This window comes from Bradyrhizobium genosp. SA-3 (genome assembly GCF_004212635.1).
GTDB lineage: Bacteria > Pseudomonadota > Alphaproteobacteria > Rhizobiales > Xanthobacteraceae > Bradyrhizobium.
The window spans coordinates 21,913-43,644 of the sequence record NZ_PSRT01000074.1; the positions used below are offsets into that span (position 1 = coordinate 21,913).

Consider the following 21,732-nt stretch of genomic DNA (forward strand, 5'->3'; position numbering starts at 1 on the left):
CCGGCCGCGGGCGGCCGATCCGGACATTCTGCCGCAGCGATCGAGGCCAGCTTCAGGCCAGCTTCGGCCGGAAGCCGCCTTCCGCCTGTGCGAACCGTCATATATGAGAGATTGTCGCCGGAACGTGCCGAATCTCGCCACAGAGGGAACGTAAGGCGGCTGCGAATTCTTAAGTCAAAGATCGCAATTTGACATTTGAGCGACACCGGCAGACTGGCAGTTCGACCGAGGATGGCATGAAAAACCGATCGACGACGGCGCAATCCACCAGGGCGATGCGGCGTCGGGGGGCTGCCGGGATCATTGCGCTTGCGGCAGTGGCCATGTTTGCAGCGGTGGCCCCGGCGACCGCGGCCAAGCAGGCCCGCCAGGCGGCCGAGGCGGTGGCGCCGCGCGTGGCCGGCGAGCCGATCATGGCGATCGTGTCGATCAAGAGCCAGCAGGTCACCTTCTACGACTCCGACGGCTGGATCCTGCGCGCGCCGGTGTCGACCGGCACCACGGGACGCGAGACGCCGGCCGGCGTCTTCGCCGTCATCGAGAAGGACAAGGATCACCGCTCGACCATGTATGACGATGCCTGGATGCCGAACATGCAGCGCATCACCTGGAACGGCATCGCGCTGCATGGCGGGCCGCTGCCCGGCTATGCCGCCTCGCATGGCTGCGTGCGGATGCCGTTCGGCTTTGCCGAGAATTTGTTCGACAAGACGTATATCGGGATGCGCGTGATCATCTCGCCGGACGATGCGGTCCCGACCGAGTTCTCTCACCCCTCGCTGTTCATGCCGAAGCGGGAGGCCATGGCGGCGGCACCGAGCCGTGCCGACAAGTTCTCCGTCGAGGCCGAAGAGGCCACGCGGGCCGCCGACGAGGCCAAGAAGGCCGCATCGGCAGCCGCAAAAGAAGCTGCTTCGCTCCCGGCGTCGCTGCGCAAGCTGGAACAGCAGAAGGCCCGCGCTGACGCCGAGCTCGTCTTCGCCGACAAGTCGCTCGCGAACGCAAAGACCGATCAGGCCCGCGCCAAGGCCGAGGAGCTGAAGCAGAAGGTCGCCACCAAGGCTGCGGATGCCGCGACGCAGCTCGATGCCGCCAAGGCCGCCGCGCAGCCGAAGCGCGACGCCGCCGCCGCCACCAAGGAGGCCGCCAAGGCGGCGGCGACCAGGAAGGCCGATGCGGTGAAGGCTGCGACCGATGCAAAGCTCGCGCTCGAGCCGGTCTCGGTCTACGTCAGCCGCGCGACGCAGAAGCTCTACGTGCGGCGAAACACCCATAAGCCGGCGCCCGACGGCGGCGGCGAGGTGTTCGACACCAGCATCGAGGTCCCCGTCACGATCCGCAATCCCGACCTGCCGCTCGGCACGCACATCTTCACGGCGATGGCGAAGACCGATACGGGCCTGCGTTGGAGCGTGGTCACGATCGAAAACGGCGACGAGGCGAGGAACGCGCTCGACCGGATCACCATCCCGCAGGAGGTGCTCGACCGCATCGCGCCGACAGCGTTGCCGCGCTCCTCGATCATCATCTCGGACGAACCGCTGAGCAGTGAGACCAACTACCGCACCGAATTCGTCGCGGTGCTGAGCAACCAGCCGCAGGGCGGCTTCATCACGCGCAAGCCGACCGCGCCGGCCATCATCGCGAGCGATGACGGCTGGGACAATGGCGGCAACGGCTTCTTCTTCTTCCAGCAGCGCGATCCGTATGTGCAACCGGTCAATCCGCGCCGGCAGCGTGGCCAGTACCAGTACTATCAATCGACGCAGCCGATGCAGCGGAATTGGTGGTAAGCGGGCGCGCCACCGCGCCGGGGCCGTACATGACGGACGCCGTCTTCAGATGCCGCGCGCCGTGATCACCAACGCTTGGATCTTGGCTTCGACCGGTCCTGACCCGTGGCGAATTCGGATCGCCTCGGCAACGACGTCGGTCGCAGCCTGAAGCTTGCTCGCATCCCGGGCCTCGATCTCGCCACGTAGGGGCGTTCCCTGGCAGTACGCGATCGCCACGTATTCTGCCGTCGGCGCGCGGCTGATGGCGGCTCGCGTTTCGATCGAGACGTTGCCAAAACCTGCGCGTTCGAGATCCGCTTGGATGATCGTCTGGTCGAAATAGCCGTGCGGTGTCCGGGCCATGAAACGAGGCGGATCATCGGGAAACAACTTGCCGAGGGCCATCGTAGCATCGTGGGCGAACACGTTCTCCTCGATGCGGTCCCAGACATTGAAGAGGAACGTGCCGCTCGGTTTCAAAACGCGCCTTGCTTCTGAATAGCCCTTGACGCGATCCGGAAAGAACATGGCGCCGAACTGGCAGCAGACCACGTCGAATTCGGCGTCGTCGAACGGAAGAGCCGACGCATCCGCCTGGCGCCAGGTAATGCGAGCATCGTCGGCCTGATGCTGCGCCGCGACCGCGAGCATCGGCTCGTTGAGGTCGGTCGCAACGTAGCGGACGTCGCGCGGCAGCGCCGCCGCCACGGCGCGCGTCACCGCGCCGGTGCCCGCCGCGATTTCGAGCAATACGGAAGGAGAGAGCGCGGCGACACGTCTTGCGATGTCGTCGGCATACTCGGCGAAGATCATCGGGACGAGATATTCGTCGTAGAGTTTTGGGACCGAGCCGGCGAAAACCTTGTCAGTGTCGGACATGCTTGCCTCGCTGAAGGTCTGGACACGGGATCCAAGCTAGCACAGATCGCCACGTCACCGCGCCAGCAAAGATGTGAACCAGGCCGGCTCCAGCATCGCCTATGCCGTGCTGTTCTTCCCGTCGGACGAAAGCGTCTACGTCACCGCGCAGACGCGCGGTCGACAGCGCCTGAGCGGAATGTGAGGCCAGCAGCGTCCTATCGCGCGTGCGATCGCGCGCGACAGATGAGATGGTCGAGCGAGATGTGCCCGGGTCCGTAAGCCATCAGGGCGAGTGCCATGGCCGCCCAGGTGAGGTGAATCGGCCAGCCGTTGGGCACGGTGAGCTCGACGATGACAGTCATGAACAATAATCCGAGCGCGGCGAACCGTGTGCCGAGACCCAGCACCAGCAGGATCGGAAACATGATCTCGCCACATCCCGACAGAAAGGCCATCACCGCCGGCGCAGGAAAGTGATAGGGCCCGCCGGGCAGATGCAGCATGAACTCGTCGCTGAACAGCGTCACCGCGGTGTCGTTGAGTCTGAGGAAGCCGTCCCACTTGAGGATGCCCGAGCGCCAGAACGGAACGGCGAGCGCCGCGCGCAGCACGAGCTGAACGAGCGAGGGCGCGGCAATCGTCCGTATCAGATCATTGGCCTTGTCGAGCAGGAGCCCAAGCGATGGCGGGCCGTGTCCAGCGGTCATGCGTTGATTGGTGATCATCGTGCGTCTCCGAGAGCAAGCGAAGTGAATGCGCCAGCCTCGATCAGGCCGGTGACGTTGGAAGCGAGATCGAAATCGGGGCATGCATCCAACGCCGACGCAGCGGCCCCGCCGAGTGGATCGCCCGACGCCAGACGTTCGGCAAACACTGCGCCGCCGGGCGGGAGGCGCCGCACCATGACGTCGAATTCGGGCCGGGTGATCAGCGCGTCTTCCGGCGTGGACGCGTCGATGCGTCCAACCGGCGCGTCGTCGCGGTTGGCGGCAAAGACCGTCACCGCCGAGAATGACGAGCGTACGATCCGCAGCGCCGGATGCGGGATGAAGACAAGATCGGCCAGCCGCTCCGGGACGATGGCTGCCAGCCCGGCGGGCGACAGCGGCGCGGCGTCTCGCGCATGGTAGGCATCGAGCCAAGCCCGCTCGATGCGGGCGACATCCGCAAGCCAGGGCATTGTCTGCGCGTACTCATATCGTGCGATGAAGTCGGCAAACTCGCGGCCATATTCGAACAGCAGCGGAGAAGTCGGCGGGCTGCTGCGGATGTGGAAGCGCGCCATGGCACGGAAGAAATCAGGACCGGTGATGCGCTGTACCGCCGGATAGATCGCAGCGAGCGCGTCGATCAGGCTCACCGTGACATTGTTGCGGTAGACGGCGTAGCGCTTGCCGGCGGCCTTGCCGTTCGGACCCGCCACGATCGCAGGCGCCGCCCGCGCGGGGTCCAGCAGTCCCAGCGCAAAGGCGGCGGCAAAGGATAGATCCTGCTCAGGCGGCATGACGGTCTCCCACCAGCGCGGCCGGGCCGTAATGATCCAGAATCGCTTGTGCTGCGGTGGCTTCCGCCTGCAGGACCGGCCAGTCCGGAATCATGCTGTCCCATTCGATCAGCGTCGGCACGCCGCCGCGGCGCCGGATGACGATCTCGTAGAGCTTCCATACGGCATCCGCGACCGGGCCGTCATGGCTGTCGATCAGCAGCAAGTCGCCTTCGTCGTCCGCCTGCGCGGCGTGGCCGGCGAGGTGGATCTCTCCGACGCGCGACAGCGGAAACTCCGCGAGGTACTCAAGCGCGGAGAATCCATGATTGGTCGCGGATACGAAGACGTTGTTGATGTCGAGCAGCAGTCCGCAGCCGGTACGTTCGGCGACGGCGCGGATGAAATCGGTCTCGCTCATCGACGATTCGCGAAAGGCGACATAGGTCGACGGGTTTTCCAATAACAACGGACGGCGGATCGCGTCTTGCACCTGGTCGATGTGGTCGCAGACGCAAGCCAGCGTCGCTTCGGTGTAGGGCAGCGGCAGAAGATCGTTGAAGAAGCTGGTCGCATGCGTTGACCAGGCAAGATGCTCGGAGACCAGCGCTGGCTGGTAGCGAGCTACCAAGCCTCGAAAGCGGGCCAGATGCGCCTTGTCGAGCGGCTGGGGTGCACCGATCGACATGCATACGCCGTGTAGCGACAGCGGATGGGCGCGGCGGATCGCTTCCAGCGCGCGATGCGGCGGGCCGCCCGCGCCCATGTAGTTTTCGGCGTGCACCTCGAAGAAGCCGCGTTGCCGGTCCGCGCTCAGGATGGCCTGGAGGTGCTCGGGCTTGAAGCTCGTCCCGGCAACGCCGCCGATGGGAGCGGAGTAGCGGAGTGGCACCGCAGACGCGTCGGGCACGATTGCCGTCGTCATGGTTTCCTCCGCTTTTCCTGTTGTCGTGGGCGCGACGCGGCGCGTTAGACCGGTTTGAGCGAACCGTTCTTGCCGTTCGGCAGCTCGATGCTGGTGCAGGTGCCGCCCTGCACGAACTTCCATGCGTTGCCCTGGAAATCGACGGTGGAGGTGCCCTGGCAGGTCGTGCCCGGCCCCGCCGCGCAATCGTTCTGGCCCTTCAGCGCGACGCCGAAGCATTTTTCCTTCTTGGCGGCGATGGCCGCATCGCCCTCCGCCTTGGTCAACGGGCCGGCGGCGGCAAGGGTGGCGAGGGCGGTTGACACCGCGCCGGCGAGAACGATCGACGTGACGGCATGTTTGGCAGACATCGGAATTTCTCCTGTTCGTGATGGCATCGCCTGGCAGGCGAAAGCGCATGGTCTCCTTCGCTCCGCGCGCAGCCCGCGTTACCGCGAAGCTGCTCACGAAGCCGTGAGACCGCATGGATCCGGCGCACCGCAGGCGCGCTTGGGTCAGGATTAGCGGGCAAGCGGCCGTTCAAATCCAATGCCTTGGCGCTATCGAGACATTAGCGGGAGGGCATTGGCTGCGATCGATTGGGCCTGCCAGAGGTAACGAACGGCGGAAGTCTGCGTAGAGCGATGACAGGAGCCGTGCCCGGCCGAAGGCGGAAACAACCATGAACGTCGATCCCGGACGGCAGCTTCGCGCGATCGCCAGGCTGACGGTCAGCATTCGCCTGGCCGTCTCGGCCCTTGTCCTGGCCGCGATCCTGCTGACCGCGGCGCTGTCGAGCCTGTTGTGGTGGCGAACGGCGGAGGCGACCAGCCGGCAGCTTGCTTCGACTATCAACGAGCAGATCGTCGCGGCGGTCCGCAAGGAGGTCTCGGCCATCGTCGACGAGGCGCGCGCCGCGCACACGGCAATCCGCACCCTGTTCCTCCAGAACGTGCTTGACACCCGCGAGGCCGACAAGCGCGAGTTCGTCTTCCTCTCGCAATTGCAGTCGCAGGCGACGATCTCCTGGGTCGCCTTCGGCTGGCCGGACGGTTCCTTCTTCGCCGCGCACAAGCTCGGCGATCGCCGCCTGGAGATGATGGAGATTTCGCTGACCGACCATGCGGGCCAGCGGCGCGTCGACGAGTATGACGTGGTGCCCGGCGATATCGAGTTCGCCAATCGCCGTTTCGAGCCGACCGAGTTTCGCGTCGCCGACCGCGCCTGGTTCAAGGCCGGGCTCGCCGCCGAGGAGCCGCAATGGTTCAGAGTGATGGACCATCCGACCGGCGAGCGGCCGTCGATTGCCTTCGCAGGTCCGATTGACGTCTATCAGGAGCGGCAGGGCGTGCTCGCGATCATGATTGAATATACGAGGCTCGCGCGCTTCCTGTCGCAGCTCGAGGTCGGGCGGACGGGAACGGCCTTCATCATCGATGATAGTGGTGAGCTGGTCGCCGCACCGGACAAGGACGCCGACGAGCTGCATCCCGCCAGAGGCGATACCAAGCTGTTGCCGCTGGCGCGGCTGGCGCTGGCGACGGCAGGTGACGAGGGCCGCAAGCGGGCCTCGCGCAGCCGGCTGACGTCCGTTGGCGCCGCCTATGAGGTCGCGCTCACGCCGTTGCCGTTTCCCGGCTGGTCGCTCGCAACAGTGATGCCCGAGGCCGAGTTTCTCGGGCCGGTCGAGGCGACGCTGCGGCGCTTGATCCTCGGCCTCGCCGTCGGCGCCGTGCTCGCGGCGCTGGCATCGGCAATGTTGGCGCGCTCCGTCATTGCCGCGCCGCTGTCGCGTGTCGTGGGCGAGCTCCGCCACGTCGAGGCTTTCGCGCTTGAGCAGGTCCGCCGCCATCCGTCGCGTCTCAAGGAAATCGCGAGCCTCTCTGGCGCGATCGCCGAAATGGCAGCGGGCCTCTCCGCGTTCCGCAAGTTCATCCCGGCCGATCTCGTCCGTTCGCTGCTGCGTCAGGGCGTCGAGGCCAAACCCGGCGGCAGCATTCAGGTGCTCAGCGTGATGTTCATCGATATCGCCGGTTTCACCAGATTGTCGGAGCGGCTCGGCGACCGCGTGGTGCCGCTGTTGTCGCGCTACCTCGACCTCGCCTCCGAGGTCATCGTCGCCAATGGCGGCACCATCGACAAGTTCATCGGCGATGCCGTGATGGCATTCTGGGGCGCGCCGCAGCCGCAGTCCGACCACGTGCTGCGATGCTGCCGCGCGGCACTCGGCTGCCGGAGAGCGATCGACGCTTCTGGCCTTGTCGACGATCTCGGCCAGCCGCTCCAGATCCGGATCGGCATCAATTCCGGCCGTATGCTGGTCGGCAATATCGGTTCGGAGCTGCGCCTGAACTACACCGTGATTGGCGACGCCGTGAATGTCGCCAGCCGTCTCGAGGGTGCCAACAAATCCTACGGCACGCAAATCCTGATCGGCGAGGCAACCGAACGTCTGGCTCGCGGCGCCATAATCACGCGCGAGATCGACAGCATTGCCGTGTACGGACGCGAGGAGGGATTTTCGGTCTACGAGCTGATCGGGCTCATCGGGGAGGATGGCGTCGGCAACGAACCTCCCGCCTGGGTCGGTCGCTACGCGCAGGGACTTGCCCACTACCGCGCACGCCGGTTTACTGCCGCGCTCGCCGATTTCGAAGCCGTGCTGTCTGAGCGCGGCCGCGATGGTCCTGCCGAGCTGATGCGCGAGCGCTGTCGGAAATTGTCCGCCGCTGCACCCGATGACTCCTGGCGTCCGGTCGCAGCGTTGACGACGAAGTAGCAAAAGCGCTGGTCAACGAGCTGATCGGCGGACTCCGACTCGAAGGGTCTGGTGGCAGGCGCTCGGAATCGGCGCGCGTCATTTGCCAAACCAGTTGGCAAAGTCGACCCATCACGGGCATGATGCGGACATGAAAATCACGCTGCTCAAACCCGAACACTACACCCGCTCGCCCTGGAAGAACGGCGGCGGCATTTTCACCGATATCGCGGATGCCCATCGCGCTAGCGCGCCCGTGAAGGATTGGGACAGCCTGCTCTGGCGCTTCGCGAGCACGCCCATCGTGGCGCCGGGTCCGTTCTCCCATATGCCCGGCATCGACCGGCTTCAGATGGTCGTAGGCGGGCGCGGGCTGGTGCTGAAAGCGCCGGAGCAGGAATTCGACGAGCGCGAGCCGTTCACCACCGTGCGTTTTGCCGGCGAGCTCGCGATCGTCACCGAGCTCGAGGCCGGTCCGGTCGAGGTGGTGAACTTGATGGCGCGGCGGGGTGCGGCGGAGATCGAGCTCGAAGCGCATAGGGAACCTGGCGATCGATCGTTATTTGCCGGCACGCATCTGGTTTACGCGGTTCGGGACGATTGCAGCATCCGTCTTGGCGATGAGCATTTTGCCATTCCTGGCGGCGGCACGCTGAAGATCGAACTCACCGAGCCATCGAGCCTTGCGCTCGCATCGGGTCTCGCGGTGCTGGGATCGATCCGGATCGTCGGCTAGACGGCGACTGCCCCGCCAAGCCGCTGCGCACAAACCGGGCAATTGGCCAGGTTGACGCCGCCGCGCCGGAGCACGATATCTGCCCTGATGCAGATCGCCGCTCAAAGGGGCAGGATATGAACGCGCCGCCAGACAACCACGCCCCCATCACGCAAGCCGACAGCGTCGTCGACTGGCTGACCAACGGCACGCGCGACGAGCGCTTCGTCGACAACATCTTCGCGCAGATGTGCATCCGCCTCCAGCAGGCGGGTATCCCGCTCAAGCGGTCGACGCTTCACATCCTGATCCATCACCCGCAATGGCTGGGGGCCCGGATGATGTGGTCCGACGGGATGCGGGAGGCGGAGATTGCACTGGTCGACTACGACGTTCGCGAGCGGTCCGAATACATCGGCAGCGCCGCGAACGAAATCCATGACGGCGCTGCCGAGGTGCGCGAGCGGCTCGAGCAGGATTCCTCGCTCGGCCGCAAGCACGCCCTCTATGATGAGATGCGGGCGCGAGGCCTGACCGACTATGTGGCCTGGCCGCTCTACCACACGCTCGGCAAGCGTCACCTTGTCACCTTCGCCACCGACCGGCCCGGCGGATTCGACGATGCGCACATCGCGGGCCTGAAGAAGCTGTTGCCGGTGCTGGCGCTGGTCAGCGAGATCCGCGTCAAGAACCGGCTGGCGCGCACGCTGCTCGAGACCTATGTCGGCCACCATGCCGGCGAACTGATCCTCGCCGGTGCCACCAGGCGCGGCACCGGCACGACGGTGCGCGCCGCGATCATGATCTGCGACCTCAGGGATTTCACAAAAATCTCCGACAACTGGCCGCGCGACGACGTCATTGATCTGCTCAACGACTATTTCGACGCGATGTCCGCGCCGATCGCGCGGCATGGCGGCGAGATCCTCAAATTCATCGGCGACGGCCTGCTCGCCATCTTCCCGCTCAGCCAGCCGGATGCCTGCGCCAACCTGCTGCACGCCGTGACCGAAGCTCGCAAGGCCATGGCCGCGCTGAACGAGCGGAACAACGGGACCGGCCGCGCGCCGCTCAATTACGGCATCGGCGTCCATGTCGGCGACGTCATGTACGGCAATATCGGCTCGACCAGCCGGCTCGACTTCACGGTCATCGGCCCCGCCGTCAACATGGCCTCCCGCCTCGAGGCCCTGACCAAGCAGCTGGGACGAACGGTGCTGCTGTCGCGCGCCTTCGCCGAGCTGGTGGAGCGGGAGTTCGAGCTGGAGCACGTCGGCCAACACGAGGTGCGCGGCTTCAGCGACCCCATCGAACTGTTTGCGTATCAGGGGTAACGGCGCGCGGAAGACCGGCGACGTCGTCGTCATAGATTTCCATGTCGTTTCGGGGGCGGGCTGGCTTGAATGGTCGCGCCCGCAACGGCCGTGGTCGTGATCGCGCCTGCCTGGTCGTTGCGTTTCCGAGATCAAACGAGAATTCGGGCCCCGCGATCTGGCGCGTTCTGGCCTGGCCCATCAGTTGCGCAAACGGGGCGCTTGCCTGCCCTCATGCTCCGGGCCGCTCGTCGTGCGGATGGACAATCGAGCGCGCCTGGTTGAAAGAGATTCCCGCGCAAGACCCGTAGGATGGTTTCGTTGGCGGCCCAGACCACGAATGCCGCCCGCTTCATCGGAACCGCGCGAGGGCGCTATGACGCTTCAGATGTCACGACGAGGCAAGCAATATATCGAAACGGCGCAGAGCCTGCTGCGCGCGGCGCGGAGCATGACGGACGAGGTGGTTGCGGCGCGGTTGAAGATGCTGGCTGAGGACTATCAGCGGCGCGCCGAAAAGGCTTCGAGCGTCGATGCGGCGAGATCGTTGGCGCGCTCGGCCGCGAGAGCCGAATACGACTGGTCGAAGGAGCTGGCGTGAAATGATCAGGATCATTGCCGTGCTCTGTCGTCTCTCCTCTCCGACGGACTGTCATGAACAGGTCGTCACGACCTCGGACTTCGCCGACGTGACGATGCAGTCCTGCCTGATGGGCGCGCCGCAGCTCGCCGAATGGATGGCGCAGCATCCGGCCGAACGTCTCGCCGCATGGCGCTGCACGATCGGCAGGCAGGGCGGCGGCAGAGGAGCCTAGGATGCGGGCCTAGGAGGGCGGAGGGGCGGGTTGGAAGTCCTGTTGCTAACGCCGGATTGTACGACTACGTTTTGCCGAAGGTCCGCCCAAACGGTCTTTGGCCCGCCCGTTCATGCCGAAATTCCTTCGCATCGGAGTCCATCAGTCGAACGTTTCCGGATACACGTCGAAGGCGTGGTGTGTCAGGCGCGTCGGCTCGGCGGTCTTCCTGAAGTGGGGCGCCGTCGAGGTAGAGGGCGCCGGCGACGGGCGCAAGGTCTACTGGTCGCGATCGCCGCAGCAGAAGACCGTTCGTTGTGGCACGGCGCAACGTGCCATTGATTACGCTACGGCGGCGATCGCGCGGCGGCGCAACCATCGCTACGAGCCGCTGACCGGACCCATCGCGCTCCGGCGCAGATCCACGATGCGCAGCACCGAGCTCAAGCAGGCGCTCGCCACCATCCTGATCGTCGACATCGTCGGCTCCACCGCGAAGGCTGCGAAGCTCGGTGATGTGCGCTGGACCAAGGTGATGGGCCACTATTACGCCGCGGTCCGCAAGGAGCTGAAGAGCTCGCGCGGCAAGGAGGTCGTGACCACCGGCGACGGCGTGCTGGCAACGTTCAAGAAGCCCGCCGCCGGCATCAATTGCGCGACCGCGATCCAGAAGGCCGTGCGCACGCTCGGGCTCGAGATCAGGGTAGGCTTGCACGCCGGCGAATACACGATCAGCGGCGGCGAAATGGTCGGTCTCGCCTTCCATATCGGCACCCGCGTCGCCGCGAAAGCGCGTGCGGGGGAGGTTTTGGTGTCGAGTGCGGTCAAGGAGCTGGTTTCGCAGCCCGAGATCCGGTTCAGGGATCACGGCGTGCATCAGCTGAAGGGCGTGCCGGAGCGGTGGAGGCTATGGCGGGTGGAGGGGTGAGGGATGTCGAGGCCGTTCACGTAAATCTCCTCTCCCCGGCGAGACTTGGCAGAACGGCACATGGGGCGAGACGTTCCGCAAGGGCACGCGAGCGCACACGACGGTCCTCGTTGTCACCGTCCCTCGTAAACAGGTGGACGCTTTTGGCCTCGGGATCGCGGCCTTCCTGGAAAAACGGCGACAGTGCACTTGATTCACCGGCTCGCTGCCGATGCGACGCACAACACCGCTGGCCGGGTGTCGAGGACTCATTCTCAAACGCGTTCGGCAAGCCCCGTCGGCTAAGAGGGTCGCAGAGGCAGCGAGGTCATCGCTTCCAGTTGCGCTGTTCGCGTTGCTAACCCAGCGAGCAAGCTCTTGTGCAGCCGATCCTCGGGTTCGAAATTTCGCGCGAGCCTTCGGACGGTCTCGACAAATCGCAAGCGATAAGTCGTCGCCCTGTCGACGTCTCCGTACCTCGCGAAGATCTCGGCGGCCGTGCCGTACACCCGCCACGAAGCAATCGGGAAATCGGCGTCGTCAACGATCTCCAGCGCGCGGGAGAGGTGCGGTAGAGCGTCCCCCGAATCACCCAGGCCAAATGCGATGCGCGCGAGCAGCTCGTGGGCCTTGGCCAGGTGATTGAGATCGGGCGCCGATGCGACATAGTCGTGCAGCTGGCGTGCCCATCTCCGGGCCTGGGTAAAGTCGCCAATCAGCAGGCAATATTCGCCGAGACAATGATACAGCTGCGTTGCGGCGGTAAACTCGATGTCGATGCCTTCTTCACGCCTGCGGCGCTCAATATCATCGAATTGCTTGCGAGCTCCCAACGGATCATTCAGGCCGACAAACGCCTTCGCGAGGACGGCCCGCTTGTGGAAGTATGTGGACTGATCGCCCACCAGAAGACTGTCGTCGACGCTTTCGCAGAGCTCCCGGGCTCCCTCGAAATCCATCGCTTCGACATGCAGCCACGCAAGCGTCAGCCGGCACAATGCGCTGCTGGGATCGTTCGCGTTCCTGACCGCCAGCTCGAGGCCGGCCGTGATTTCGCGTTGTAATTCGCGCCACTCGCCGAGATGAATGAGCGCGATCGACTCAAGGACATTGAACAGGACGAACGTGTAAACGTCGCCGACCATGCGCGCCAGCCGCTTTCCCTCCGTGCCGGCGCGGCGGCACTGCTGGTACCGCGATCTCCAGCAATCAACGATCCCCGATATTCCATGACGCCGGATGAGGATGCCATAATTGGTCGCGCCGGCACTCAACTCGATCGCCCTGTCGCAGAGCGTGGCGTCCTGATCCCGCCAGCCGTTGAGGAACAGGTTGATGCTGGCGCTGCTGCCCTGGGCCAGGGCCTTGAATGTGTCGTCCGCAAGCGCCTGGCTTCGCGCCAATACATCGTCGGCTGCCTCGAGGCAGGCGTGGCGATCGACCCGCAGCCATAAAGAGCTCACGGCCATGAGACCGTTGAGCTGCTGCTTGATTTCACCCACCTGTTCGGCGCACGCAATCACATCCTGGAGATCACGGATCGAGCCGACGAGGTCGCCACCCGAACGGAGAGCCAGGCTTCGTTGCCGCAGAAGGGCGATGCGGGTTGAGAGTTTGTCGGCAGCATCGAAGCGGTCGAGTATGCCGAGCGCCCGGGTGAGATAGCTCGCGGCCTCGGCATGGCCGAGACGCTTCATCGAGCTCTGTGCCGCTTCTCCGAGATAGCGCAACGCGCTCGGGAAGTCGCGACCCTGCTCGAAATGAAGTGCAAGCTCTGGCGCTATTTCGCCGGTGCGGCCCGCATAGGCCTCCTCCAGCCTTTTGCCCAGGCGCTTGTGTGTCTGCGCGCGATGCCCGGGCGGGAGATCCTGATAAATGACGTTCTGATAGAGAATGTGACGGAAGGCGTAAGCGCCCGAATAAGTTCCATCGGGCCATTCGGAAACACCTGAACGAACAAGGATATGATCCTTCCGGATCAACGCTTCGATGTCCCGTTCAACGTCGATGGCATCATCGGATAGGCCGGCTGCAACGAGAGCTGCGGAAAATTCTTCGCCGGCAACGCTGGCGACATCGAGCAGGCGGCGTTCGTTGTCGGTAAGGCGTTCGAGTTCATGGCCGATCATCTTCAAGAGGCTGTCTGGAATGCCGTCTCGAGCAAATGCGTCTTGTGAAGACAGGCGCCATCTGCCGTCCACCTCGACGATCCATTCCTGGTCGATCAGATGCTTGAGCAGTGACGCAACGAACAGCGGGTGCCCCAACGTTCGCTCGAATACCGGCTTTGATAGGGTCGAGGCCAATTCGGCGTCATGGAAGCGCAATGCGAGATAGTGCCCGACCTCCTGGGGCGACAATCGATCGAGGTGCAATTCGCTGCAGCACCCATGAATCTGGAGATCCTGGTGCAGGCGGCGGATCGGATGCCCACCGATGGCGCTGTCGGCCGGCCGATAAGAGCAGAGGGCCAGCACGCGTGCCCTGCCGTTCCCGCGCGCGAAACGAGACAGCACGTCGAGTGTCGCGAAGTCGCTCCAATGCAAGTCTTCGAGAACAATGACCCAGGGGCGGCCGGCGCTCAGCGCTTCGAGGAGATCGCAAAACTCGCGCAGCATCCGCTCACGCGTCGCGCCGAACACTTCGTTCTGGAAAGCCGCGCGTTCCGATGCGTCGATGGCGCCTGGCAGTTGCAGCATCCAGGTGGGCGCGTGGGTGCGAACAGCCGAAATCAGCTCGGGACCGTTCGTTCGATACCTGTTCACCAAGGCATCGATGAGCGGCAGAAACACCTCATCTGTTCCGAACCGTTCGGTGCAGCGCCCATAAAGCAGATCGAAGCCCTGTTCCGTCAGCCGCTCGATGGCTTTGGCGATGAACGCCGTCTTGCCAATTCCGGCTTCTCCCGTGACGAAAGCCATCTGCCGTTTGCCGGACAATACGTGCCGGGTCATCTGGTCGATCATCCCGAGGGGGGCTGTCCGGCCGACCACCAGGGTGGAGGTTTCGATCTTCAGAGGTGCGACTGCGCTCTCGACCTCCCTGGGGGCTTCCCGCACCGCGCCGATAAAGCGGACGCCTTTGCGCGGTAAAGTCTTGATCAGCCGTTGCGCCTCGCCGGAATCGCCTATTCCCGTACGAGCTGCGTTGATGCGGGTGGTGAGCGCTGACTCCGAGATGATGCGCCCGCCCCAAATTGCACTGATCAGATCGTCCTTGGTCACCACACGGGCGCGGTGGCGGATCAGATATTCGAGGAGGTCGAAAACCTGAGGCTGCAACGGAATCGCACGTCCGTCACGGCGCAATTCCCGCTGGTCTGTGTCGAGAACAAATTCGTCAAATAGATACAGCAAAACAATGCCTTCGGAGGTGCGCGCGAGGCGGATATTCAACCGGTACACCGGCCCGAAATCAAGCATACCCTTCAAAATCAAGGAAACGATAAGAACAAATTAAGCTCGCCTCAAAGCGCGGCGCGGCGTCCCGTTCGATACTTCCAGCCGTATCCGGTCACTCACACAAGGTGTTCGTGTCATGCGCTTGGAAGAAAGGGCGCCGCGTCTCACTTGCGTGTTCTATGGGTCGTTGCTTCACAAGATGTTTCAGTCGATCTCGGCACCATCCCTACCATCATTTGACAGCAGAGCTTCAACCAGAAGCGATGCGTTATTCTCAGCGAATTCGTTTGTCGCGTCCACGGGTTCTTCTCGAAAAGAAGACTGGTTTGGGCGCCTCCTTCAAACGCTCCATCACTCGCGACGGCTGCAGGCCGAGCGCACCTTTCGACAGTATCATCGTCTGATCGACAATACGTGGCACCAGTTTGCCTCTCGGTCAGATGTTGGAGGAGGTGACAATGTCGGTCAGTGACGAGTCGTTCGAACGCAAGCTTCTGATTTCGGCACCGAGCGAGAATACGCTGCTGGCAACGATCGCCATCTGCTTTGTCATTTTGCACATCCTTGCAGCCACGATGTTGACTTCGACCCGCCAGAGCGATGCCGGAGCAGCGCCCGAGCCGCCCGGGCTGTCGTCGGAAGACTAGTCGCCAGGTCGCCATTCCAGGATGAAAGGTTAGCTCATGGGCGACATCGCGTCGTTTTGTCTGCTCAGTATCGCAGTGTTTTGCGGCGCGTTCGTCTCGGGCCTGGCGGGCTTTGCCTTTTCGGCGGTGGCCGGCGCGATTCTCCTTCACGTTCTCCCGCCACTGGAGGCGGTCCCACTGATGATGGCTTGCAGCATCACCGTGCAGGCCACGGGTCTTTGGGCCTTGAGAAAAAGCATCCGCTGGAAACAGAGTTCGGTACTCGTCGTTGGCGGATTGCTTGGCGTTCCGATCGCCGTGTGGTTGCTGCAAGCTGCAGACGCGCGGATATTCAGGGAGAGCTTTGGTCTCGCGGTCGCCTGCTATGCGGCCTACACGTTATTCCGGCCGGTGCTTTCTCATCGCTTGCAGATGAATGCGGGACGTAATGCATTAATCGGCTTCGGCGGAGGCTTTGTCGGCGGGTTGACGGCAATGCCGGGTGCAATACCGACCATTTGGTGCGACATCCACGGGGTGCCAAAAAACGAGCAGCGCGGAATGGTTCAACCCTTCATCGCCGCCATGCAGATATTCGCACTTGGTCTTATGCTGATCCGAAGAGATCTGTCGACAAAGGTCCTGGTTGACTTCGCAGTCAGCATCCCGGCGCTCCTCGCAGGAACGGCGCTCGGGATTTATGTCTTCCGCTGCGTCAATGACGCGCTGTTCCGGCGGATTATTCTCAGCATCTTGCTGGTTTCGGGACTGTTGCTGGTATTTTAGTTCCGAACGTCGCGCCTCCGGTTGCAACGGCAGCCATTGGAACACGCGCACGCGCTGATCCTGAAAGGAAGCCGGCGCCGTCGATTTCTTCAACGCGATCTATGGAACCATGGATTCGACCCGTGGCTTGGCCGAGGAGAATATTCCCGGAATGGGCTCGCGTCTCGTACCCTGGGTCAAGCCGGTCGGGGCGCTTCGCCGTGAAGTGGGGGTGCGAAAACGCTTGACAGTCGACGTAATACTTAACATGTTAAGTATATCCAACTGTACCCGGGATTGATGCGTCGGAAAGGCGATGCCATTCGTCTCTGGAATCGCGAAAACAGGTGGAGGGTCGCTGCCCGCGTGCGGCGCTGCAAAAAGGGAGTGAACCGTCATGTCCAAGCTGCAGGAAAATATCGCCAAGGCCGAGCGCCACCTTGCCCGCCTTAGAGAGACGGGCGTGCTCAACCGCATCGGCGGTGAAGACATCCCGGCTGCGGACAATGCAACTTTTGAAACGATCTCTCCGGTCGACCTGAAGCCGCTCGCCAAGGTATCGCATGGCAAGGCCGCGGACATCGATCGCGCCGCGAGGGCGGCGCAGGCGGCCTTTCGGCAATGGGCCGAAACATCCGGCGGTGTGCGAAAGGAGCTGTTGCACAAGGTGGCCGACGCTATCGTCGCACGCGCTGAAGAGATTGCGTTCGTCGAATGCATGGATACGGGACAGTCGCTGAAGTTCATGGCCAAGGCCGCGCTGCGGGGAGCGGAGAATTTCCGCTTCTTCGCCGACCGCGCGCCCGAGGCGCGCGACGGCAAGTCACTTCGCACCGCCGGTCAGGTGAACATGACCACCCGCGTGCCGATCGGTCCGGTGGGCATCATCACGCCCTGGAATACGCCCTTTATGCTGTCGACGTGGAAGATCGCGCCGGCGCTCGCGGCCGGCTGCACCATCGTTCACAAGCCCGCCGAATTCTCGCCGTTGACTGCACGTCTGCTGATCGAGATCGCGGAGGAGGCCGGGCTGCCCAAGGGCGTCTGGAATCTCGTCAACGGTCTTGGCGAGGATGCTGGCAAGGCGCTGACCGAGCACCCGCTCATCAAGGCGATCGGCTTCGTCGGCGAAAGCCGCACCGGATCGATGATCATGAAACAGGGCGCCGATACGCTGAAGCGTGTTCATTTCGAACTGGGCGGCAAGAATCCGGTGATCGTATTCGCGGATGCCGACCTCGAGCGCGCTGCGGATGCAGCGGTGTTCATGATCTACTCTCTCAACGGCGAACGCTGCACCTCGTCCTCGCGTCTTCTCGTCGAGGCGAGCATCTATGACAAGTTCACGGCGATCGTTGCGGAGAAGGCCAGCCGGATCAAGGTGGGGCATCCGCTCGATCCCGAGACCGTCATCGGTCCGTTGATCCATCCGGTTCACGAGAAGAAGGTGCTCGAATACATCGAGATTGGTAGAACGGAGGGCGCCAAGATTGCGACCGGCGGCCGCAAGGTCGACGGTCCCGGCGGCGGTTGCTACGTTGCGCCGACGCTCTTTACCGGCGCCAACAACCAAATGCGCATCGCGCAGGAAGAGATCTTCGGGCCGGTGCTGACGGCGATCCCGTTCAGGGATGAGGCCAATGCCCTCGCACTCGCCAACGACGTCCAGTATGGCCTCACCGGTTATCTCTGGACTGCCGACGTCACGCGTGCCTTCCGCTTCACCGACCGGCTGCAAGCCGGCATGATCTGGGTCAATTCGGAGAATGTTCGTCACCTGCCGACGCCCTTTGGCGGTGTGAAGAGCTCGGGCATCGGACGCGACGGAGGAGATTGGTCGTTCGATTTCTATATGGAGACAAAGAACGTCGCCTTCGCCACCACCGCGCACAACATCCAAAAATTGGGCGGCTAAGCGGTCCGCAGCAGACCAACGGAGGAAATCATGGCATTGCCCAAGCCCAACCTTTATCCACCATTCAACATCGTGCGTCTCAGTCATGTCGAACTCGGTGTGAGCGATCTTGCGAGGTCACGGGCCTTCTATGTCGACACGCTTGGTTTGCAGGTGACGGACGAGAGCTCCAATGCGATCTATCTTCGCGCGATGGAAGAGCGCGGCCATCACTGCATCGTGCTGCGGAAGTCAGAGAAGATCGAAGCCCGTGACCTCGGCTTCAAGGTGTTCAGCGAGGAAGATCTCGACAAGGCCGCCAGCTTCTTCAGCAGCAGGGATCTGCCGGTTGAATGGGTCGAGCGTCCCTATCAGTCCGGCACGTTCCGCACCCGCGATCCTCATGGCATTCCCCTCGAGTTCTATTCCAAGATGGACCGGCTGCCGCCGATCCATCAGAAATACGCGCTCTACAAGGGCGTGAAGCCGCTCCGGATCGATCATTTCAATTGCTTCTCGCCGAACGTCGATGAATCCGTCGCCTTCTACAACGAGATCGGCTTTCGCGTGACGGAGTACACGGCGGATGAGGAGACGGGACGGTTATGGGCGGCCTGGACCCACCGCAAGGGCGGCGTTCACGATCTGGCTTTCACCAATGGCCGCGGCCCGCGCCTGCACCACACCGCATTCTGGGTGCCGACCCCGCTCAACATCATCGATCTGCTCGACCTCATGGCCACCACCGGATGGGTGTCCAACATCGAACGCGGTCCCGGCCGCCATGGCATCTCGAATGCCTTCTTCCTCTATATCCTTGATCCGGACGGTCATCGGATCGAGATCTACTGCTCGGATTACCAGACGGTCGATCCCGATCTCGAGCCGATCAAATGGGACCTGAAGGATCCGCAACGTCAGACGCTTTGGGGGGCGCCTGCGCCGAAGTCCTGGTTCGAGCACGGCAGCCTCTTTGCCGGAGCTGAACCGCGCGACGCCGATCTGGCTGCCCAGCCGATCATCGCCCCGTGACCGGGCATTCGCATATCGCCTGAAACGTGAGGAAAGGCGCCACATGTCTCGTCCGAGGTTCGTCAGCTTCACCCGCAACGGCACACCCGGCTACGGTCTCCTGGGCGATCAGGGCGTCGTCGACCTGTCCGGCCGCCATGGCAAGCGTTGGCGTACGTTGCGTGAGGTGATCGAAGTCGGCGCGCTGGTGTCCCTTGCCGAGGAGAGCGCCGGGTTGCCGGCGGATTTTCCGGTCACTGATATCCGTTACGAGATTCCGATTCCGGCACCGGAAAAAATCATCTGCGTCGGCGTGAACTTCCCCGACCGGAACGAGGAATACAAGGACGGGCAGGCGGCCCCCTCAAATCCCTCGCTCTTCATCCGCTTTCCGCGCTCGTTCACGGGCCATGAACAGGCTCTGCTGCGTCCCCCGGAGAGCCCGCAGCTCGACTATGAAGGCGAAATCGTCATCGTGATCGGCAAGGGCGGTCGCCGGATTCCACAGAGCGAAGCGCTCGACCATATCGCCGCAATATCGCTGTGCAACGAAGGCACGATCCGCGATTGGGTGCGGCACGCCAAATTCAATGTGACTCAGGGGAAAAACTTCGATCGCACCGGTTCGATGGGACCGTGGCTCATCCCCTATACCGATGAGAGCCAGCTTGCCGACATCAAGCTGGAAACCCGGATCAACGGCGAGGTCCGCCAGCAGGACCGCACGAGCCGGATGATCTTCTCCTTCCGCAAGATCATCAACTATATCTCGACGTTCACGATGCTGGTTCCTGGCGATGTCATCGTGACCGGTACCCCGACGGGTGCCGGCGCGCGCTTCGAGCCGCCCATCTGGCTGAAGCCCGGCGACGTCGTCGAGGTGGAAGCAGAGGGCATCGGTACCCTCCGCAACACGATTGCAGATGAGGCGTGATCCTTGTCGACTGCCAAGGTCGGGCAGAGGACTTTTATTTTCTCGGGCGAGGTGGCGCTCGGGTGACAGACACTTCGGTTAACAATGATAGGTTGCATGCCGGGGGCGTTACTCTGGATTTGAAAAATGAAGAAAATGTTGGTGGGCACCGTTGCCCTCATCACGCTCGCCGCTCCTGCCTCCGCCGCTGATTTGGCGGCTCGCCCATACACCAAAGCGCCGCAGCCGATGGTCGCCCCGATCTACGACTGGAGCGGCTTCTACGTCGGCCTCAATGGCGGCGGCGGCTCAGCCCATAAATGCTTGGATGTGGTCAATGCCGGCGGCGTGGTCGTCGCTCCGCCTCTTGCCATGGGGTGTCACGATGCGACTGGAGGCACGGCCGGCGGTCAGATCGGCTACCGCTGGCAGACGGCGAACTGGGTGTTCGGTGTGGAGGCGCAGGGCAACTGGGCCGATTTCAAGGGCTCGAACATCAATCTCGTCTTCGCCGGCGTCCAGGATGAGACCAAGATTGATGCCTTCGGTCTGTTCACGGGCCAGGTGGGTTACGCCTGGAACAACGTGCTGCTCTACGTGAAGGGTGGCGCTGCGGTCGTCCGCGACAAATACCGAATTGCCGATGTTGCGACTGGGCTCACCATCAACGACGGCGATGAAACCCGCTGGGGCGGCGCTGTGGGGGCGGGCCTTGAATTCGGCTTCGCGCCGAACTGGTCGGTTGGCGTCGAATACGACCACTTGTTCATGGGGCACCGGGATGTGGACTTCTTCTCGACGGGAATTGTGGGTGCTCCGGCGGGCGCTTTTGCGGGAACCGCCCGCATTGGTCAGGACGTCGACATCGGTTTGGTCCGTGTGAACTACCGCTGGGGCGGCCCGGTCGTCGCGAAATACTGACTTGCGTTATAAACACAAGCGGTCGGTCACCGTGCCGACGCTAAGCCGAAGACATGCGGCCCGGTTCTCGCTGAAAACGATGACCGGCCGCTATCGGCCCGGCAATGTGGACGGAGTTCGAAGGGAGATCGGCTTACCAAGTCCACGCCGATCCCGGGACCGCATTTGGTTTACGGCTTCCTGACCACCGAGCCGAACGCAATCGTCGAGCTTGTCCACCCCACTGCGGGGCTGATCGAGGTGGCCGCGTCTGCTGACCTGATCGGCCAAGCCAGCATCATCGATGGCGACGCGATAGAACTCTACGGCACCCGCATCCGCCTTTGGGGCATCGACGCGCCAGAGAGCAGCCAGCGTAGCCGGGGGTCATGATTGCCGCACGCAAGCGCCGCGCCCTTGCGCCGCCTACCAAACCCCGAAAGCCATCAAAAAGACAATGGTGAGGGACGAGCCGCAAGCGACCATCACAGTATAACATTCGGGCGTGTTCATTGTTGCCTCCCGAGCCATCGCCGCTTGATACTTATTGCGGCATCGAGGAGAGCCATCGCGGCCGCTTCAATTCGACGCCCCGTAACTGATTTCGTGCTGCGTGTCTGTCCTGCCAAGACTGCCCTGATCAGCACGATCATAATCGGCTTCTAGGCTTTCAGGATTTTGTCCCGCAATCAGAAGCTGTTTCCGCATTTCA

General features: G+C 63.2%; 20 protein-coding genes. 14 read left to right on the forward strand and 6 right to left on the reverse strand.

The window, feature by feature from the left end; translation table 11 throughout:
* Window positions 1-236: 236 nt before the first annotated feature.
* The gene (locus tag CWO91_RS24645) at window positions 237-1,793 is read left to right on the forward strand and encodes a L,D-transpeptidase (protein ID WP_130217079.1); all 1,557 of its coding nucleotides are present in this window, start codon (window positions 237-239) and stop codon (window positions 1,791-1,793) included.
* Between the two features lie 45 nt (window positions 1,794-1,838).
* Here CWO91_RS24645 and CWO91_RS24650 read toward each other — a convergent pair whose 3' ends face one another.
* From CWO91_RS24650 to CWO91_RS24670, 5 genes are all read right to left on the reverse strand, one after another.
* A complete protein-coding gene (locus CWO91_RS24650; RefSeq protein ID WP_130217081.1) occupies window positions 1,839-2,654 on the reverse strand; it encodes a class I SAM-dependent methyltransferase in 816 nt (271 codons plus the stop codon).
* A gap of 197 nt (window positions 2,655-2,851) precedes the next feature.
* On the reverse strand, window positions 2,852-3,361 hold the full coding sequence (locus CWO91_RS24655; protein WP_130217083.1) for a DoxX family protein: 510 nt from the start codon (window positions 3,359-3,361) through the stop codon (window positions 2,852-2,854).
* A complete protein-coding gene (locus tag CWO91_RS24660; RefSeq protein WP_130217085.1) occupies window positions 3,358-4,140 on the reverse strand; it encodes an HvfC/BufC N-terminal domain-containing protein in 783 nt (260 codons plus the stop codon). Before CWO91_RS24660 ends, CWO91_RS24655 begins: the two co-directional genes overlap by 4 nt.
* Window positions 4,130-5,044 carry an MNIO family bufferin maturase gene (bufB, locus tag CWO91_RS24665; RefSeq protein ID WP_130217087.1) on the reverse strand — a complete coding sequence of 305 codons (915 nt, stop codon included), beginning with the start codon at window positions 5,042-5,044 and terminating at the stop codon, window positions 4,130-4,132. The genes CWO91_RS24660 and bufB overlap by 11 nt, the downstream gene beginning before the upstream one ends.
* 44 nt (window positions 5,045-5,088) lie before the next feature.
* Window positions 5,089-5,394, reverse strand: coding sequence for a BufA1 family periplasmic bufferin-type metallophore (locus tag CWO91_RS24670; RefSeq protein WP_130217089.1), 306 nt, complete (start codon window positions 5,392-5,394; stop codon window positions 5,089-5,091).
* A 311-nt stretch (window positions 5,395-5,705) separates the two neighbouring features.
* Here CWO91_RS24670 and CWO91_RS24675 point away from each other — a divergent pair, with 311 nt between their 5' ends.
* The 6 genes from CWO91_RS24675 (at window position 5,706) to CWO91_RS24700 (ending at window position 11,531) form a co-directional block, all read left to right on the forward strand.
* Window positions 5,706-7,802 carry an adenylate/guanylate cyclase domain-containing protein gene (locus CWO91_RS24675; protein WP_130217091.1) on the forward strand — a complete coding sequence of 699 codons (2,097 nt, stop codon included), beginning with the start codon at window positions 5,706-5,708 and terminating at the stop codon, window positions 7,800-7,802.
* Window positions 7,803-7,932: 130 nt separating this feature from the next.
* Window positions 7,933-8,517: a HutD/Ves family protein gene (locus CWO91_RS24680; RefSeq protein ID WP_130217093.1), complete on the forward strand. Its 585-nt coding sequence runs from the start codon at window positions 7,933-7,935 to the stop codon at window positions 8,515-8,517.
* 116 nt (window positions 8,518-8,633) lie between these two features.
* Complete coding sequence (locus tag CWO91_RS24685; RefSeq protein WP_130217095.1) at window positions 8,634-9,830, forward strand: adenylate/guanylate cyclase domain-containing protein; 1,197 nt, start codon at window positions 8,634-8,636, stop codon at window positions 9,828-9,830.
* 355 nt (window positions 9,831-10,185) lie between these two features.
* Window positions 10,186-10,410: a hypothetical protein gene (locus CWO91_RS24690; protein WP_128956623.1), complete on the forward strand. Its 225-nt coding sequence runs from the start codon at window positions 10,186-10,188 to the stop codon at window positions 10,408-10,410.
* Window position 10,411: 1 nt separating this feature from the next.
* Window positions 10,412-10,624, forward strand: coding sequence for a hypothetical protein (locus CWO91_RS24695; protein WP_130217097.1), 213 nt, complete (start codon window positions 10,412-10,414; stop codon window positions 10,622-10,624).
* 112 nt (window positions 10,625-10,736) lie between these two features.
* A complete protein-coding gene (locus tag CWO91_RS24700) occupies window positions 10,737-11,531 on the forward strand; it encodes an adenylate/guanylate cyclase domain-containing protein (protein ID WP_130217099.1) in 795 nt (264 codons plus the stop codon).
* Window positions 11,532-11,812: 281 nt separating this feature from the next.
* Here the strand turns inward: CWO91_RS24700 and CWO91_RS24705 are convergent, their stop codons facing one another.
* Window positions 11,813-14,932: an ATP-binding protein gene (locus CWO91_RS24705; protein WP_130217101.1), complete on the reverse strand. Its 3,120-nt coding sequence runs from the start codon at window positions 14,930-14,932 to the stop codon at window positions 11,813-11,815.
* 437 nt (window positions 14,933-15,369) lie between these two features.
* Here CWO91_RS24705 and CWO91_RS24710 point away from each other — a divergent pair, with 437 nt between their 5' ends.
* The 7 genes from CWO91_RS24710 (at window position 15,370) to CWO91_RS45480 (ending at window position 21,413) form a co-directional block, all read left to right on the forward strand.
* Window positions 15,370-15,558, forward strand: coding sequence for a hypothetical protein (locus tag CWO91_RS24710; protein WP_130217103.1), 189 nt, complete (start codon window positions 15,370-15,372; stop codon window positions 15,556-15,558).
* 36 nt (window positions 15,559-15,594) lie between these two features.
* Window positions 15,595-16,323, forward strand: coding sequence for a sulfite exporter TauE/SafE family protein (locus CWO91_RS24715; RefSeq protein WP_130217105.1), 729 nt, complete (start codon window positions 15,595-15,597; stop codon window positions 16,321-16,323).
* A 376-nt stretch (window positions 16,324-16,699) separates the two neighbouring features.
* Window positions 16,700-18,217, forward strand: a complete 1,518-nt coding sequence (hpaE, locus tag CWO91_RS24720) for a 5-carboxymethyl-2-hydroxymuconate semialdehyde dehydrogenase (protein WP_130217107.1) — start codon at window positions 16,700-16,702, stop codon at window positions 18,215-18,217.
* Between the two features lie 30 nt (window positions 18,218-18,247).
* On the forward strand, window positions 18,248-19,228 hold the full coding sequence (hpaD, locus tag CWO91_RS24725) for a 3,4-dihydroxyphenylacetate 2,3-dioxygenase (protein WP_130217109.1): 981 nt from the start codon (window positions 18,248-18,250) through the stop codon (window positions 19,226-19,228).
* A gap of 43 nt (window positions 19,229-19,271) precedes the next feature.
* Window positions 19,272-20,141 (forward strand): fumarylacetoacetate hydrolase family protein, encoded by an 870-nt coding sequence (locus CWO91_RS24730; RefSeq protein WP_130217111.1) that lies wholly within the window; start codon window positions 19,272-19,274, stop codon window positions 20,139-20,141.
* A 126-nt stretch (window positions 20,142-20,267) separates the two neighbouring features.
* The gene (locus CWO91_RS24735; protein WP_165405681.1) at window positions 20,268-21,041 is read left to right on the forward strand and encodes an outer membrane protein; all 774 of its coding nucleotides are present in this window, start codon (window positions 20,268-20,270) and stop codon (window positions 21,039-21,041) included.
* A gap of 165 nt (window positions 21,042-21,206) precedes the next feature.
* A complete protein-coding gene (locus tag CWO91_RS45480; RefSeq protein WP_433995576.1) occupies window positions 21,207-21,413 on the forward strand; it encodes a hypothetical protein in 207 nt (68 codons plus the stop codon).
* Window positions 21,414-21,732: the final 319 nt, after the last annotated feature.